At 57.9% G+C, this 16,350-nt stretch carries 11 protein-coding genes; 6 read left to right on the top strand and 5 right to left on the bottom strand.

Annotated elements, in window-relative coordinates:
* Window positions 1-2 precede the first annotated feature (2 nt).
* On the bottom strand, window positions 3-1,292 hold the full coding sequence (locus tag JAO29_RS11185) for an acetylornithine deacetylase/succinyl-diaminopimelate desuccinylase family protein (protein ID WP_334268301.1): 1,290 nt from the start codon (window positions 1,290-1,292) through the stop codon (window positions 3-5).
* Window positions 1,293-1,381: 89 nt separating this feature from the next.
* Window positions 1,382-4,720 (bottom strand): TonB-dependent receptor, encoded by a 3,339-nt coding sequence (locus tag JAO29_RS11180; protein ID WP_334268300.1) that lies wholly within the window; start codon window positions 4,718-4,720, stop codon window positions 1,382-1,384.
* 241 nt (window positions 4,721-4,961) lie between these two features.
* Between JAO29_RS11180 and JAO29_RS11175 the strand changes: the two genes are divergently transcribed.
* Both JAO29_RS11175 and JAO29_RS11170 read left to right on the top strand, forming a co-directional pair.
* Window positions 4,962-5,684 carry a GntR family transcriptional regulator gene (locus JAO29_RS11175; RefSeq protein WP_334268299.1) on the top strand — a complete coding sequence of 241 codons (723 nt, stop codon included), beginning with the start codon at window positions 4,962-4,964 and terminating at the stop codon, window positions 5,682-5,684.
* 64 nt (window positions 5,685-5,748) lie between these two features.
* Complete coding sequence (locus tag JAO29_RS11170; RefSeq protein WP_334268298.1) at window positions 5,749-7,107, top strand: aminotransferase family protein; 1,359 nt, start codon at window positions 5,749-5,751, stop codon at window positions 7,105-7,107.
* Between the two features lie 73 nt (window positions 7,108-7,180).
* Here the strand turns inward: JAO29_RS11170 and JAO29_RS11165 are convergent, their stop codons facing one another.
* From JAO29_RS11165 to JAO29_RS11155, 3 genes are all read right to left on the bottom strand, one after another.
* On the bottom strand, window positions 7,181-7,915 hold the full coding sequence (locus JAO29_RS11165; RefSeq protein ID WP_334268297.1) for a hypothetical protein: 735 nt from the start codon (window positions 7,913-7,915) through the stop codon (window positions 7,181-7,183).
* Between the two features lie 118 nt (window positions 7,916-8,033).
* Window positions 8,034-8,213, bottom strand: a complete 180-nt coding sequence (locus tag JAO29_RS11160; protein WP_334268296.1) for a hypothetical protein — start codon at window positions 8,211-8,213, stop codon at window positions 8,034-8,036.
* 91 nt (window positions 8,214-8,304) lie between these two features.
* Window positions 8,305-9,630 carry a tachylectin-related carbohydrate-binding protein gene (locus tag JAO29_RS11155; RefSeq protein ID WP_334268295.1) on the bottom strand — a complete coding sequence of 442 codons (1,326 nt, stop codon included), beginning with the start codon at window positions 9,628-9,630 and terminating at the stop codon, window positions 8,305-8,307.
* Window positions 9,631-9,957: 327 nt separating this feature from the next.
* Here JAO29_RS11155 and JAO29_RS11150 point away from each other — a divergent pair, with 327 nt between their 5' ends.
* From JAO29_RS11150 to JAO29_RS11135, 4 genes are all read left to right on the top strand, one after another.
* Window positions 9,958-11,601, top strand: coding sequence for a tetratricopeptide repeat protein (locus JAO29_RS11150; protein ID WP_334268294.1), 1,644 nt, complete (start codon window positions 9,958-9,960; stop codon window positions 11,599-11,601).
* A gap of 65 nt (window positions 11,602-11,666) precedes the next feature.
* On the top strand, window positions 11,667-13,559 hold the full coding sequence (htpG, locus tag JAO29_RS11145; protein WP_334268293.1) for a molecular chaperone HtpG: 1,893 nt from the start codon (window positions 11,667-11,669) through the stop codon (window positions 13,557-13,559).
* A 45-nt stretch (window positions 13,560-13,604) separates the two neighbouring features.
* Entirely contained in the window at window positions 13,605-14,294 is a 690-nt protein-coding gene (locus JAO29_RS11140) for a hypothetical protein (RefSeq protein WP_334268292.1), read from the top strand.
* Window positions 14,295-14,673: 379 nt separating this feature from the next.
* Window positions 14,674-15,807, top strand: a complete 1,134-nt coding sequence (locus JAO29_RS11135) for a type IV pilus twitching motility protein PilT (RefSeq protein WP_334268291.1) — start codon at window positions 14,674-14,676, stop codon at window positions 15,805-15,807.
* The last annotated feature ends 543 nt before the right edge of the window (window positions 15,808-16,350 follow it).

The raw sequence follows: 16,350 nt of genomic DNA, 5'->3' as shown, positions 1-16,350 counted from the left end.
CCCTATTCCAACCCTAGCAACTGTACCGCAGTCAGCGCCATCACTTTGGCGGAGGCCACAATGTCGTCGATGCGGCAGTACTCATCCGGAAGATGCGCCTGCGACAACAGGCCCGGGCCATATGCCACGCACTGCGCAACGTTCGCGATGCGCACGACATGTTTCTGATCATAGGTCCCAGGGCTCGCCGCGTAGACAGCCTGCGTTCCCGCAACCTGCTCAATGCATCCGGTGAGTGTCTGGACAAGGTCGCAGCTCTGGTCGGTCTGTACGGGATGGACAATCATCAGATCTTCGAGCGTATATTGAAACTCCGGATTGGCTGCCTTGTACCTTTCCAGCATCTCTGCAATCTCTCCACGTACCTCCTCGAACGACTCTTCCGACAGGAATCTGCGGTCGAAGATTGCTCCGGAACGATCTGCAACGCACGGCGTCTGCGTTCCATGCTCGGGCTGTCCGCCGAAGACCGAGTTCACATTGATGCTGGCATAGCGCGACTTCGGCGGCTGTACCGGGACTTCGGTCTTTCGCGTCTCGAGCCTGGGCTTCAGTTCGTGCGTCACGCCATGGAGGAAATCCGTCAGGTGATCGATCGCGCTTACACCGAGATAGGGCATGCTGCCGTGCGCGATACGCCCGTGAGTCGTCACCTTGAACCAGTACACGCCGCGATGCCCCAGGTAGATGTGATTGGTGTCGGTAGGTTCGGTGATGATGACGTAATCGTTCTTCTCTTTACCGAGCCAACCGTGCCGTGCCAGATACGCGACACCGGCGAATCCCCCGCTCTCCTCATCCACCGTCCCACTCTGCTCTACGGTTCCGCGCAGCTTCAGGCCTGCACGCCGTATGGCTTCGACGGCAAAGATGGAGGCGGCAATGCCTGCCTTCTGATCGGAGACTCCGCGTCCGTACATCTTGCCGTCTTCAATACTCGCGGCGAAAGGATCGCGCGTCCAGCCGGCTCCCACCGGAACGACATCGAAGTGACCGTTGAAGTGCAGGGACGGTCGAGTGGTACTCCCTTTCATTCTTCCAAAGACATTCACGCGCGGATGTTCCGGGGTGTGCTCCTTGAGCCCTTCCGCCGTGATGTAGCTGGTGTCGTAACCAAACTTCTTAAGTTGGTCGCCGATCAGCTCCGCTCCTTCGCGGTAGTACTCGCCCGGCGGATTGATCGTCGGCACGCGAACCAGGTCCCGCAGAAATGAGATCATCTCATCCTGAATCCGGTCGATGCCGTTACAGATTGAGTCCTGCACCTTTGCCGATATCTCGGATGTTGCCATGCCATACCTCAGGAAAGAGCGCCCAGGATCATTATCCGGAGCCGTTGAACTGCGCTGGTCGAGACCGTTTGCTCCTTTACCGGGCCGACCTAAAAGCCGTATTTGAAGGCCAGTTGGATGACCCGGGAGTCGTTTCCGACCGTGGAGGTGATGCGTCCGAAGGTCGTTGCTCCAAAGGTCAGGCCCGGCTGAGCGAAGTGCGCTTCGTTGAAGACATTGAAGACCTCAAACCGGAGGTCCGCATGCTGTGTCTCGGTTACGCGGAAGATCTTGAAGATAGAAGCATCCGTTGTATTGAAGCCGGGACCCACAACAACTCCGCGGGGCTCATTGCCCGACTGGCTATTGTTGACCCTCGTTCCCAACATCGGCAACGAAAAGCAGGATGTATTGAAGAAGGTCGATGTCGTTCCGACATTCCGGTTCGCATAGTTATTCGGATTGCAGGTCATGTTGGGCCGGAAGGTCAGCGACTGCGCCGTCGTCGCCGAATTCACAACTGTGAATGGATTACCCGACTGTACCTGGAAGATGCCGTTGACCTGCCATCCTCCGATCAGAAGGCGCGCTGCCGCAGGCTTGTCCAGCAGCCGTGGCAACTCGTATGCAAAGCTAAGGACAAATCGGTTTCGTGTATCGAACAGCGAATTGCCGCGCTCTCGTGCCATGGCAGCATCGATCGAACCTTCATCACCGATCGTCACCGGCAGGATCGGGCGTGAATCGTTCCCGATGTTCAATCCCGATACGTCGTCGATCGAGCGGCTCCAGGTGTAAGCGGCCGTCGCGGTCGCTCGATGCCAGGTCCGCAGAGTGAATTGAGCCTGCAGCGAGTCATACCAGCTCTTTGCCGCAGAGAACGTCGGGCGGGTTAGGCCGAACGCCGGGAAGACTGCGCGGCTTCCTGCTGCGTACGCGTTGATTGCGGAGCTGGACGGGACCACATTCGTAGGATTGACCTCGATAAAGATCGGCAGCTGCTTGCCTTTCGTTCCGACATATCCAAGCTCGAAGCCCATCTGCGGGGTGAACTGATGTTCAATGCCGAGGTTGTAGTGTTGGATATTCGCAGCTTTATACGAGTGAGGAAGACTCCATCCGATGAAGGTCAGGCCAGGAGGAAATCCGACCGCTCCGGTCGAGACACCTGCGTATGGGTTTGAGAACCAGTTTGGCGTGGCTGTCGCGCCCGCTCGCTGGTAGAAATCGATCTCCTGCAGGGGCTGGAAGGGGGGCGCCAGTGTACCGTTCTGGAAGAAGTCGCCCTGACCCGGTACGGTGTCGAAGTAGATCCCATATGCCGCACGAAATACCGTCTTGCCATCGCCCGCCGGATCATAAATAGCCGCCAACCTGGGAGAGATGTTGTTGGTGTCGGCATAGTAAGTTGCGTCGGGCGTGGTCGTATCACCGGGATACACCAGTCCCAGCGGAGCGTTCGGCTGCACCGTCGACTGCTGACCGGGATGCAGCGCGGCCAGATGTCCTTTGGCCTCCGTATAGGGCTGATTGACCTCGTAACGGCCGCCCACCACAACCGTCAGCTTGGGACTGATGCGGAACTGATCCTGTGCGTAGCCAGAGTAGGTCCACGATTTGCCATTCATCGCCGGATCACCCGATCCCTGCTGGAACATGTATGGGTATCCAAGCAGGAAGTCTGCCAGCGCGTATCCCGTAAAGTTGGCATTGAAGGTGAAGGCGCCGTTGGGACGATTGATATAGAGCAGGCCGATTCCATCGCGACGAACCTCGCCTCCGAACTGCAGCGTATGCCTGCCTCGCGTCCACGTGAAGTCATCCGAGATGGTATCGACACTGTTGCTGCGGGAGGCGAACGGCTGCTGTGCATCGCCCTGCGAAAAGTAGCTTGTGATCACCACATTCGGCAGACCGGCGGCTTGCGGGTTGCTCGAATTGAATGCGTATCCTGCCGTCTTCAGATCGAGACCGCTGGTCGCGTTTGGGGTACCGCCGATCCATTGCCGCGCATAGCGGGCAACGTTGATCATCTGGGAGTTGATCACCCAGGTGTCCGAACCCATAGCATCCTGCAGGGTCATGATCTGACGATTTCCAGCGGGAGCAAAGTTCGACGGCGTAATCGGCCCGAAGAGGTTCTGGTGCGATCGCATATATCGACCCAGCAGGGCATGGCTCGACAGCTTGAAGTCCGCTCGGACTCCCCACATGTCGCGGTTGTCGATGTTGGGTGGCGAAGCCGTGTAGAAGTTTCCGGGAGCGTTCGGAAGAGGGATGTAGGTATTCAGTAGATACCCGCTTACTGCACTGATCCTCGCCGGATCGATCACGTTCGGCCGTCCCTGGTAAGCAAACTGCCGTCCCGTCGTCGGGTCGATGATCTTCGTGGAAAGCTCGGAAAAGTCGCCACCCCGCATCGCTTGGCTAAGCACCGGCTGATTCAGCACATTGCTGGTCGCGTCCTTCAGGCGAAAGCCCTCGTAGAAGCCAAAGACGAACAGGCGATCGCGGATGATCTTTCCGCCCGCCGCTCCTCCAAACTGGTTCTGCTGGTAGTTGGGTTTCGTCTTTGAGAAGAAGTTCTTCGCGGCCAGTGCAGCTTCGCGATTGAACTCCCAGACGCTGCCGTGCCAGGTGTTGGTTCCCGAGCGAGTCACCACATTGACGATCGCGCCCGCACTCCGTCCGTACTGCGCGTCGTAGGAGTGTGTCATGATCTTGAACTCTTCAATCGCATCTGGCGGAGGCCGCATCACAAAGCCGCTGTTGAAGGAATCGTTGTTCGGCGCGCCATCCAGCAGAAAGCTGTTGGACTGGTTGCGCATTCCATTCACGTTGAAGCTTCCGGTCGAGTTACCGAATCCACCAGGCGTTGCGTTTCCATTTGCACCACCCAGCGCAGCCGGGGCCGCAATGACGCCGGGAATCAGCGTCCCCAACTGCGCGAAGTTTCTCCCATTGAGCGGCAGATCGACCACGGCCTGGTGATCGACGACCGTGCCGAGCGTCGCATTTCCCGTCTCCACGAGGGGCGATGCACCCGTCACAGTCACCTCTTCCACAACGCCGCCGATCGGAAGATGCACATCGACGCGGGAGGTTCCGTTGACCTGCACCTCAACCCTCTCCACAATCATCGTCTTGAAGCCCGTCGCAGTGGCCCTGACCCGGTAGACTCCCGGGTTGACCAGCGGAAAGACGTAGGTTCCATCGGAACCTGTCTTCGTCGTGCGCGACTCCGCCGTGGCCACATTGGTCAATTCGATCCTGACGCCCGGCACGACCTGTCCCGCGGGATCCGAGACCACACCGGTCACCTGACCTGTCGCCTGTCCGAACGCCGGATGCGCGACACTCAGGAACAGAACCGTGAACAGAATCGAGAGAAGACGGCCCATCGCCGCGGGCGTAGATCTTAGAGAGCTAACCGCAAATGCCTCACGCATAAACAACCTCCACGTCATGACACAGATACAGAGAGGTGTAGCTCGTGCACCCGGGAACCGGGCGCGTGAACAGCATGGTGCTTGTACGACGGAGTTGGAGGAACAATATACGGAGTCCTCCATCCTGTCAACGGGCTGTATACTGATTTCGAAAATTTCGATACCGCCCAGTTGTCTGCACCCCCATTTATCCTTACTGAGCTGGCAAAGCCACCCGGTCAGCTTTCTCTGTGGAGTCGGAATGGAAAGCATCGTTGAACCTCTCTACCGTAAGCTTCGTCAGGACATCGTCGAGTGTGAGCTAACCCCTGGACGGGCCTTCTCCGAAGCTGAATTCGGCCGCCTCTACACCACCAGCCGCACACCCGTCCGCGAGGCATGTCGCCGCCTCGAGCATGAAGGACTCATCCGCATCATCCCGTTTCGTGGCTATATGATCGCACCTCTGTCGGTCGCCGAGTTTCATGACCTTCAAGAGATGCAGATGATCTTCGAGCCCCAGGCCGCCGCCCTTGCCGCAGAACGGGCGAAGAACGAAGAACTGGAAGAGATGAGGAATCTCGCAACCTACGAATATCGTGTGGGCGATCGCTCCAGCTACCGCGAGTTTATCCAGACCAACTACCAGCTCCACACCCTGATCGCGCAGTCCACACGCAACAAGCGCCTCTGTGAGGTCGTCAGCAACATCCACGTCCGGCTGATGCGCTTCTTCTATCTTGGCCTTCCGTTTGAGTCCTACGGTCCCGCCCTGGTGGCCGAGCACATCCGCATCGTCGATGCAATCTGCGACCGCAATGCAGACGAGGCGCGCTGTCGAGCCAGCGAACATATCCGCATGGCCATCGATCGCAGCGCAGATCTGCTGATGAGCGCGATCCGTTTTGGCGAAGCTGTCTTCGACGCCAACAGCTCACTCGACGGAACCATCTCCAACAGCCGTTCCCACGCCCGCCGCAACTAAGCAGTGGTCATCAGCCTTCCCTAACTGCCTTCAGAAGCACCTCATCTCCTCAGCACGGAGCCTTATGTCAGAACAGCTCACCTCGCAGGAAGTCATCCAGCTCACCAAGGACCATAACTACGGAACCTGGCGCAAACAGAAGTTCTGGAATCCTAATCATCTCGTCTCTGCCGACGGCTGCTACTTCACCGACGGCAATGGCAGGCAGTTCCTCGACTTCTCGTCGCAGCTGATGTGCTCCAACCTCGGCCATAACAACAAGGCGGTGATCGAGTCGATCAAGCAGCAGGCCGAAACCCTCGCCTATGCCGCTCCCTTCTACGCCACCACCGCGCGCGCTGAGCTTTCAAAGCTTCTGCTCGAAGTTCTTCCTGAAGGCCTCACCAAGTTCTTCTTCACCACCTCCGGGACCGATGCCAACGAGGCCGCCTTCAAGATCGCGCGCATGTACACCGGCAAGACCAAGATCATCTCCCGCTATCGCAGCTATCACGGCTCTACCTCCATGTCGATCGCGGCCACGGGCGATCCTCGTCGCTGGCCCATCGAGCCTAGCGGGAAAGGACAGGGCATCCTCTTCTCGCCTGAGGTCAACTGCTACAAGTGCCCGCTCAAACATACTTACCCCGAGTGCGGAATCGCCTGCGCGGACTACCTCGAGTACATGATCGCTAACGAGGGCGACGTCGCGGCCGTTCTTGTGGAGCCCGTCGTCGGGACCAATGGAGTCCTCATTCCGCCACCCGGCTACTTCAACAAGCTGCGAGCACTCTGCGATCGCCACGGCGTTCTGCTCATCGCCGACGAGGTCATGGCCGGATGGGGACGCACCGGCAAATGGTTCGCGGTAGACAACTGGGGCGTCAAGCCCGACATCCTCACCACGGCGAAGGGCATCACCTCGGCGTATGTTCCCCTAGGCCTGTGTGCGACCACGCAGAAGATCGCCGACTTCTTCGATGACAACTACTTCGCCCACGGCCACACCTACGAGGCGCACCCCATGACGCTCGGTCCGGCCGTTGCCACCATCAACGAGATGCGTCGGCTCAACCTGGTCGACCGGGCCAACGAGATGGGAGCCTATCTCGGAGAGAAGCTCTACGCGCTCAAACCGAAGCATCCCTCCATCGGTGACGTTCGTGGCATCGGCCTCTTCTGGGCCGTCGAGCTCGTCAAGGATCAGAAGCTCAAGACGCCCTTCAACAGCTGGCAGGAGAAGCTCGACGGCAAACCCATCGTCGTCGAGCAGATCGCCGCGAAGATGCTGGCCGAAGGCATCGTCATGCAGGCCTGGATGAGCCACTTCGTCCTCGCCCCGCCGCTCATCGTCGAAAAGCCCGACATCGACAAGGCAGTCGCCGCACTCGACAGCGCACTTGCCATGGCCGATGGCCTGCTCGACCAGCAGACCGTCGCATAGCCTGCCCGTCGCCTTGCGTGGCGAATCATCGGGCCCATCCTTTCATCAGAAGGATGGGCCCTTCACATCTCTCTCACTCAACCTTTACTGAGATCGAGTTGCTCCACAACATACCAGAAGTATCATTCGGATCGATGGTGCCATCGGTCGCAGCAAAGTTCAGCTCATCGCCATGTGCAGCCTGAAACTGATCGCTTGCATTCAACGAGCCGTCAGGCTGAGAGAAGAACTCGGCCTGAGAGAATGTGCTTATGATCCCCTCGTTCGCTAGCGTCAGCTGGGTATGAGTAGAAACATCGAAGACCCGGACCATGACCTTGCTGCCCCGCTTGAATCCATTCCCGGTTAGGCGAAAGATAAGGTTGCCAGTCGCGAGCGGATTGAAGTCCGTCATGACGATGGTTGGCCTCACGACCGGGCTTCGCACCGGTACACCGAAGCTGGTCTGTCCCGAGGAATTTTCAGAACCTACCTTTTGCTCGAGATCGCCGATGGTTCGAACCAGTCCGTTGATGGTTGCTTGAAGCTGACCAATCGCTTTTATGGCTTCGTTGACCGACTTTGAATCAGGACCTACAGTCAGGTCGTCGCTGACATAGACATCTCCGCTGAAGAATCCCGCGTAGACAGGGCTCTCCCCGTAGATCGCGGTTGAGCCTTCACTATGGCCGTAAACTGCTGTCCAGTTCCCTCGACTGCCTATAGCGTCGGCTCTCACGATGGCAGTTGTTGGCAGCGTTGGTTTATGAAGTCCTTCGGGATCGGTCAGGACTGTCTTGAATTGTTTTTGCAGATCAGGTGGAGGCATCGTCCTGCTTCTTTCCCGGCGCCCTTGACGCCGTCTGCTAACGAGAATTGTTGCGCGCCCTTCGACAAGCGCACGTTCCGCCCTTCTGGCTTCGCCAGACGGCGCGAACTACTGCGGGTCACACCACTCCTCCGGAGAAGACCGTCGCAAGCGATCCCCAGCCGGTGCCAACCTTCTTTGACTCGGCCCAATGAAAACTTCCATCCTGCCAGCCGAGGTGCCGGTACCACATCAGGTCTCCGCCGGAAGCTGGAGTGAAGTTTCCTCCCACGTGACCGCCAGCTGTAGCGAGAACCAACGTTTCGGAACCATAAGAGGCCTCCACAACTGGAGTGATGCCGTACAGAATCCCCTGCTCGTCACAAAAGACCTCTTTCAGACCGTCCCATCTACTGCCAACCGTCCTCGGACCCTCCCAGCGGAAGCTGCCATCCCGGTGAACCGAGATGGCGATACCATACGAGCTCGCCGCCCGTAGCCGTGATGGTTCCGCCTGTCCTGTGCCGCTCTTCGTGCACTCTGGGTGTCACTGCATAGATGATTCCGTCTCCACCGGAGAAGACCTTTGTAAGCTCTCCCCATCCCGTTCCCACCTTCCGTGGCCCTTCCCAGACGAAGCTTCCGTCCTCGCGGCCAACGTGATGGAACCACATAAGATCGCCGTTCTCCTCGATTCCGTAGATGGCGCCTTCGCTATCGGCGAACAGATGCTTGAAGCCGTCCCATCGTCTGCCGACGTGCTTCGGCCCCTGCCAGCGGAACGTACCATCCTCACGCCCAACGTGGCGGAACCACATCAGGTCGCCACCCGATCCCGGAGTGACGATATTTCCACCTATATGTCCGCCGGCTTCACCGACCCGCAGGTATTCGTTGGAATACACAGGCTCGACCCGGGTAGTAACGCCGTACAGGATGCCGCCCCCAGCGGAAAACACCTTGGCCAGTCCGTCCCACCGCGCTCCGACCTTCTCCGGACCTTCCCATTTGAAGGTTCCGTCCTGTCGTCCCTCATGGCGGGCCCACATCAGATCGCCACCCGACGCGGGTGTTACGTGTCCGTGCGCAGGGTGATCCAGCGCCGAACTCGGCAGTGTTTCGAATGACCTGCTCGCCTCCACACGAGGCGTCACCGCGTAGAGGATGCTATCGTTCTTCGCGACCACAAGAGGCAGGGTCGAAATCGCATCCGTGTTCCTCACCTCCACAAACCACGCGACGTGTTTTGCGATGGACTCATTGGGCAGCAGAAACAGTCCACTGGGCACGCCGAGAGGCAAGCCCGCTACAAATTCGAAGGGGCTGCTGTCGATGTTCGCAATGTCACCCGATCCCCTGTCCAGAACCGTTGCCAGCTGCGGGCCGGTATGCTGCGCATCACCCGTGCGAGGATCCTTGAGGGTATAGTCGACGCCTCCCTTGAACGCCGTGAATTCGATGTAAGCGCGATCGAAGTCAAGCCGGAAGAACTCTGTCCTCACGCCAACATTTGACGCGAACGGAACATCGATCTTGAACAGTGCCCAGCCCTCCACGCCGGTTGCAATTCCTCCGGACTCCAGGCGAAACGTTCCCTGCTCTCCTCGCTTCAGATTCTTTAGATTCGATGGATACCATGGCTCCTGCCAGAATCCATGGATGCGTCCATCATCTTGCCAGACGATGGGATAATCAGAATTGTTGAGAATGGTGACTTGAACAAGGCGTGCGGGCATCGGCTCACTCTCCGTAGAGTTCGGGGGCCTTGTACTTTTGTTCAGAAGACAAATCTTGCCTGGCCTGAATTTACCGGGGGGGGAATCGCCAGCCGTGCCTCGTTCCGGGACGGTGCATTCGTCAACGCGTCCAGACGTCGTAACAGCATCTCGGTCTCCGCCAACTGAAACACAAGTCGTGTACGCATGTCCATGAAAATCGCCTGATGCTCAAAGCTCCTTTCCATGTGAATCGCCGCGTCGCCGATTCCTCTCTTTGTAGAAAATGCCCTGGCAAACTACTCTTAGCTTCTGAAATCCGCATTTCAATCCCGAGCCTGAGGCCGTATGAAATTTCTCGCCACTGCCGTTCTCTTCTCCGCTCCCCTCATTGCGCAGATGCCGATGGCGAACAACCATAGCGCGGCCGACACCCGTCCCGTCACCCTCGTCAGCGGAATCGGAAACTCCAATCATCCCATCCAGAGCACGAGTCCAGAGGCGCAGAAGTACTTCAATCAGGGGCTCGACTATATCTGGGCCTTCAATCATGATGAGGCTCGGCGCTCCTTCCAGAAGGCATCTGAGCTCGACCCATCGGCAGCCATGCCCCTCTGGGGACTTGCCCTCGCCGTCGGTCCCAACTACAACGACATCGATATCGGCCACGCTAGAGCCCAGCAGGCCATCAACGCGCTCGGCAAGGCGCGGTCTCTCGCCCAGTCGCAGCCGGAACGCGACTACATCGCAGCGCTCTCCGTCCGCTATGCCGGCGATGGTGACGAGATCACCGTGCAGGGGAATGCCTACGCCTCGGCCATGAAGTCCCTCACCGACAACTACCCGGACGACCTGGACGCCGCCGCGCTCTATGCCGAATCGCTGATGGATCTCAATCCCTGGAAGCTCTGGTCGCCCTCCGGCCAGCCCGGTCCGCACACCGAGGAGATCATCACCACCCTGCAGACTGTGCTCGCCAGGCAGCCACGCCACGTCGGAGCCAATCACCTTCTCATCCACGCAACCGAAGCCTCGCCGCACCCTGAGCTCGCTCTCGCCTCCGCGAAGTTCTTCGAAACTGCTACTCCGAACGCTGGCCATCTCGTCCACATGCCCGCGCATACGTTTCAGCGCACCGGCAACTACAACGGTTCCGAGCTGGCCAACAAACGTGCCGTCGCCGCGGATCGCGCCTACTTCAAGGCGCAGAATCTAAACGGCGTCGTCAACATGTACGACAGCATGTACTACACCCACAACATGCACTTCCTCGCCTCCTCCTGCTCCATGGAAGGCAACAACGCCTGCACGCAACAGGCCGCCAAAGAACTCGTGGACCACGTCATTCCCGAGATCAAGGACAATCCGCAGGTGGAGTGGTACACCCCCACCCAGCCCTGGATGCTGGTTCGATTCCAGCAGTGGGAGACCATCCTTTCCTCCCCCATGCCCCCTGCCAATCTCAAGATCCTTACTGCCTTCTGGCACTACGCTCGCGCCTCCGCCTACACGGCGCAGAACCTCCTTCCGCAGGCGCGGGAGGAACGGGCTGCCCTCGCCTACACGGTCGATACTCTACCCCCCAACGCGATCCCCGACTTCCTGAATCCAGCTAAATCCGCGCTCCAGATTGCTCTCGAGGTCCTCGACGCGCGCATCCTCGAAGCCCAGGGAAAATATCCTGAGGCAATCTCCATGTGGCGCAGGGCCGTCGCTCTCAACGACACCTTCACCTATAACGAGCCATCGGACTGGTACTATCCCGTGCGCGAATCCCTTGGCGGAGCCCTCCTCCGCAGCAACCAGCCCGCGGAAGCGGAGCGCGTCTTCCGCCATGATCTGCAGCTCAATCCCGGCAACCCGCGGTCGCTCTACGGCCTGTGGCAGAGCCTGTTGGCGCAGAAGAAATCCACGGACGCCGCGCAGGCGGAGGCAGATTTCAGGAAAGCCTGGTCGCACGCCGACACCGAGCTCACCGTCGCCGCGCTGTAGCGGGAGATTCACCCCCTGGGAGGCGTCTGGCATCTCTATTTCTTCTTGTAGATAATAGATACGCCATGTCTAAGCGTGAATTTCAAACTGAAGTAAGCCAGCTCCTCCACCTCATCGTCCATTCGCTCTACTCCCACCCGGAGATCTTCCTCCGCGAGCTGATCTCCAACTCCTCCGACGCTCTCGACAAGCTGCGCCACCTCACCCTGACCGACGAGACCTACAAGGCTCTCTTCGCCAGTGAGCAGATCGCACCGCCGCGCATCGACCTCGAGCTCAACGAGGAGGCGAAGACCCTCACCATCTCCGACACCGGAATCGGCATGAACGAGGAAGACCTCGTCTCGCACCTCGGAACCATCGCCCGCTCCGGAACCAAAAACTTCCTCTCTCATCTCTCCGGCGATCAGAAGAAGGACTCCAACCTCATCGGCCAGTTCGGTGTCGGCTTTTACTCCGTCTTCATGGTCGCCGACAAGGTCCAGGTCATCAGCCGCAAGGCCGCCGAAGACAAGACCTGGAAGTGGACCTCCGACGGCAAGACCGGCTTCGAGATCGAAGAGGTCACAGGCCCCGAGGCTCGCACCATCGCAGGAACCAGCGTCATCATCCACTTCAACGACGAGGGCGCGCAGTACGCCAACAGCTGGCGCCTGCAGGAGATCGTCAGGAAGTACTCCAACCACATCGCCTTCCCCATCTTTCTCACCTACGACAAGAGCGAGTGGAACGCCGAGAAGAAAGAGTCCATCAAGACCCGCACCACCGAGCAGGTCAACAGCGCCTCCGCCATGTGGCGCCGCTCCAAATCTGAGCTCACCGACGAGGACTACAAGGAGTTCTACAAGTCCCTCACCGGCGACTTCGAAGACCCGCTCCTCTGGTTCCACACCCGAGCCGAGGGCACGCTCGAGTACACCACCCTCTTCTACATTCCGGCCAAGGCCCCTATGGACCTCTACCAGGCCGACTACAAGACGGGCGTCAAGCTCTACGTCAAGCGCGTCTTCATCATGGACGACTCCAAGGATCTGTTGCCGCCCTACCTGCGCTTCGTGCGCGGCGTCATCGACTCCGAAGACCTTCCGCTCAACGTCTCACGCGAGATCCTGCAGCAGAACAAGGTCCTCACCAGCATCAAGACCGCGAGCGTTAAGAAGATCCTCTCCGAGCTGAAGAACCTCGCCGAGAACGATCCTGAGAAGTACGCAACGTTCATCGCCGAATACAACCGCCCGCTCAAGGAAGGTCTCTACGGCGACTTCGCCAATCGCGAGACCCTGCTTGACCTCATCCGCTTCAAGTCGACGAAGGTGGAAGGCCTCACCTCTCTCGCCGAGGCCAAATCTCGCATGCAGCCCGAGCAGAAGGCGCTCTACTACATCACCGGCGGCAACGAGAGCATCCTGCGCAACTCGCCTCTGCTTGAGATCTACAAGAAGAAGGGCATCGAAGTCCTCATCCTCGACGACGACATCGACGAGATCGTCTTCTCCACCGTCGACAAGTACGGCGAGATCGACCTCAAGGCCGTCAATAAAGGTGCCGCCAGCGAAGACCTCAAAGACGAGAACGAGCCCGCCAAGGCAGAAGAACTGAAGCCGCTGCTCGAAAAGCTGAAGGCCACCCTCGGAGACGCCGTCAAAGAGGTCCGCGTCTCCACGCGCCTCGCCGACAGCCCGTCCGTTATCGTCTCCGACGAGGATGAGCCCTCCGCACGCATGCGCCAGATGATGCGAGCCATGGGCCAGAAGGAGATGCCCGAGCCCAGCCCCACGCTCGAGATCAACCCCGATCACGAGATCATCCGCAAGCTGCTCGCCGACCCCACCAACGCCAAAACCGAAGACGCCGCATGGCTCCTCTTCGACCAGGCCCTGCTGCTCGAAGGCGTGCCCCTGAAGGATCCTGCAACGTTCGTCCAGCGCCTCAACCGCGTGCTGAATCAATCCATCTGATCAGAACGATCAGCAAAACAAAACGCTCCCGCAAGGGAGGCGTTTGTGTTCCGAAATGACCTTGTAGATGAAGCAGGGGAACGGTTTTGTAGCTTAGACCTATTTATTGATATCAGCGAGTACAAAATGACTGAAGAACGAGCTAAGGCTGGAAGACAATACGTCGTGTTTCATCTCAAAATGATTGAAGTCATCCATCTCGCATTACTAAGCCTTCACCTCACAGATTCTGGAGTTTGCCCTGCTAATGAACTGAACCATAGCGTAGCTAGATTCAAAGAAACTCTTCTGAGTACAACCGTTACAACATTCATGGCTCTCAATGACAAATCGAAAAGTACAAATACACGTCAGATATGGAAGTCATTGTTCTCCAAGCATGCAAAAGCTATAGATAGAGTTTGGGATCGAAGTATTACTCCAGGAGAGCGCGTGATGAAGGCTTACCGTGATCAAGCTGGAGCTCACGGCGACGATCCTTACAACTATTTCGTAGCCAGGGTAGCGTTACTCGAGAACGAAGATCGGATTCTCACCGCATTATCAGCATTCTTTCGGTTATCCATATGTCTGCTCAACCGACAGGCGAAGGAGATACCAGAGTTGGCTGGTGAAATCGAAGCAGTTCTGTTAGACATTGAACTTCGCTTTCCTCGTGATCAAGGCTTCAATAGACAATGGCTCAAGGAAATGCGCCTGACCGAAGAAGGTTCCTATACGAAGAAATATCTGTAGCCTACTGCCGGGGCGCCGCACTCATCCTGTTTAACCGCATCAGTGACCCTTCCGAGAGAAGCTGCGAACCGCAGTCCGTAAGGGTACAGCGGCAGCCGGGTGCCCCATTCATGCGGCTTCATCGCATGAGTGGGCATTCGAGCGAAGCTCGACCGCAGTGCCTAAGGGCACGGTTTCAACCCTGCCGGGACACTCACGAGATAGTTCTTCAAGAAATTCTTGCTACAAGAAGGCAATCAACAACGTAGCTTCCACCCCATTCCCGCAGGTCATGCGTTCGCCAAATTCGCCAACTTGCTATCCTCGCTGCATGTGCTTCGCTCTAAACACATGTTGAAAGCTGGGCGATGATGCCTCCGTATCGAACGAGGACGAGTTAATGGCTACTTTTGAGAATGAATTATCGGAGCTCGTCTACGAGCTGAATGCCTCTGCATCGGTCCCGAAAGCAGAGCGAAATGCTGCACTGAACACTCTCCTGGTCTTAGCTGTCGAACAAGGCGCCTCGGACATCCTCATGGTGGCAGGCTCCCCTGCGACGTTGAGAATCAACGGCACGTTGAACTCAGGTATTGGCAAAGTATTATCCAGTGAGGAGCTCCGCAAGATGCTCCTGCCCCTTTTGGATGCCGAAAAATCAAAGGAGTTGGAACGCAACAGATCTCTCGATTTCTGTTTTGCTCAAGACTCAGTCGGCAGGTTCCGCGCCAACCTCCACTATCAGCGGGGCACACTCGCTGCCAGCATTCGACTTTTGCCAGCCCAGGTCCCCACCATGGAATCTCTTCATTTGCCTCCAGTGCTTGCTCGGCTGATGGAACGTAGGCAGGGACTTGTCTTACTTACCGGTCCAACCGGATGTGGCAAGACATCAACCATGGCTGCCTTCGTTGACCTCATCAACACGCGAAGGCGAGATCACATCATCACCATTGAGGACCCGGTTGAGTATCAGCATACAAACCGCAAATCCATCGTGGAGCAAATTGAGATTGGTCACGACACCCCGAGCTTTGCGCAAGCCGTTCGAGCGGTTCTTCGCCAGAATCCGAACGTCATTTTAATCGGCGAAATGCGCGACTCTGAGACGATGGCTGCTGCACTTACCGCAGCAGAGACCGGCCACCTTGTCCTCTCTTCGCTGCATACAAATGCAGCGGCTCAGACGATGTCGAGAATTGTGGATAGCTTTCCGCCCAATAGTCAGTCGCAGATTCGGCAGCAGCTATCGTTGGCGCTTCTTGCGGTCATCGCTCAGCAACTTGTTCCCGCAATGGACCATGTAGGTGTGTATCCAGCAGTAGAGATCATGGTTGCCAACCTTGCAGTTCGAAATCTCATCCGGCATGGACAAGATCACTTGATCCGCTCTCAAATCTCAACAGGCAAGGCGGAAGGCATGATGACCATGGACCAGTCACTGGCAGAACTCGTTTACTCCCGACGTATTTCAAAAGATTCGGCGCTGGCCCACTGCTACCATCCCAACGAACTTCGATCCTATCTGTCGTAGAGTCCCGCGCCTCACCATCTTTCTCCTCGAGGCGGGGCTGCCCCGTCATCCTCTCTAACCACCGCTGCAACCGCAGTCGATAAGGACAGCTTCAACCGTGCGGAATCAATCAACCGCGAAGCGGCTACCGCTCTGCCGAAGGCCGGGTGCCCCATTCATGCGGCTTCATCGGATGAGTGGGCATTCGAGCGAAGCTCGAACCCTTCTCATCCGGGAGCATTGTGACGACCCCGATACAGGGATCGAGTTTCTAGCGAAGGGATGCGCGTCCACGTCCTCTACATACGTGTCATCCTGAGCGAAGCTTCTCGCAGATCCATCGCGAGAAGCGCAGTCGAAGGATCTGCGGTCTCTTCATTCCCGCGTCAAATTCCCGAACACAAATCCTCTACTGCGCGCCGACGCGCTCCGCTCAGGATGGCGCCGGAAAAACCGGATCTCGCCACATCGACAAGATTTCAACCCGCCTCGTTAAGGGCACCGCTTCAGAGCCTGCCCTGAGCGCAGTCGAAGGGGACCGAAACAATCACCCGCGAAGCGGCC

The organism is Edaphobacter sp. HDX4 (assembly GCF_036877565.1).
Taxonomy (GTDB): Bacteria; Acidobacteriota; Terriglobia; order Terriglobales; family Acidobacteriaceae; genus Edaphobacter.
This window is presented reverse-complemented; position numbering and strand designations above follow the sequence as displayed.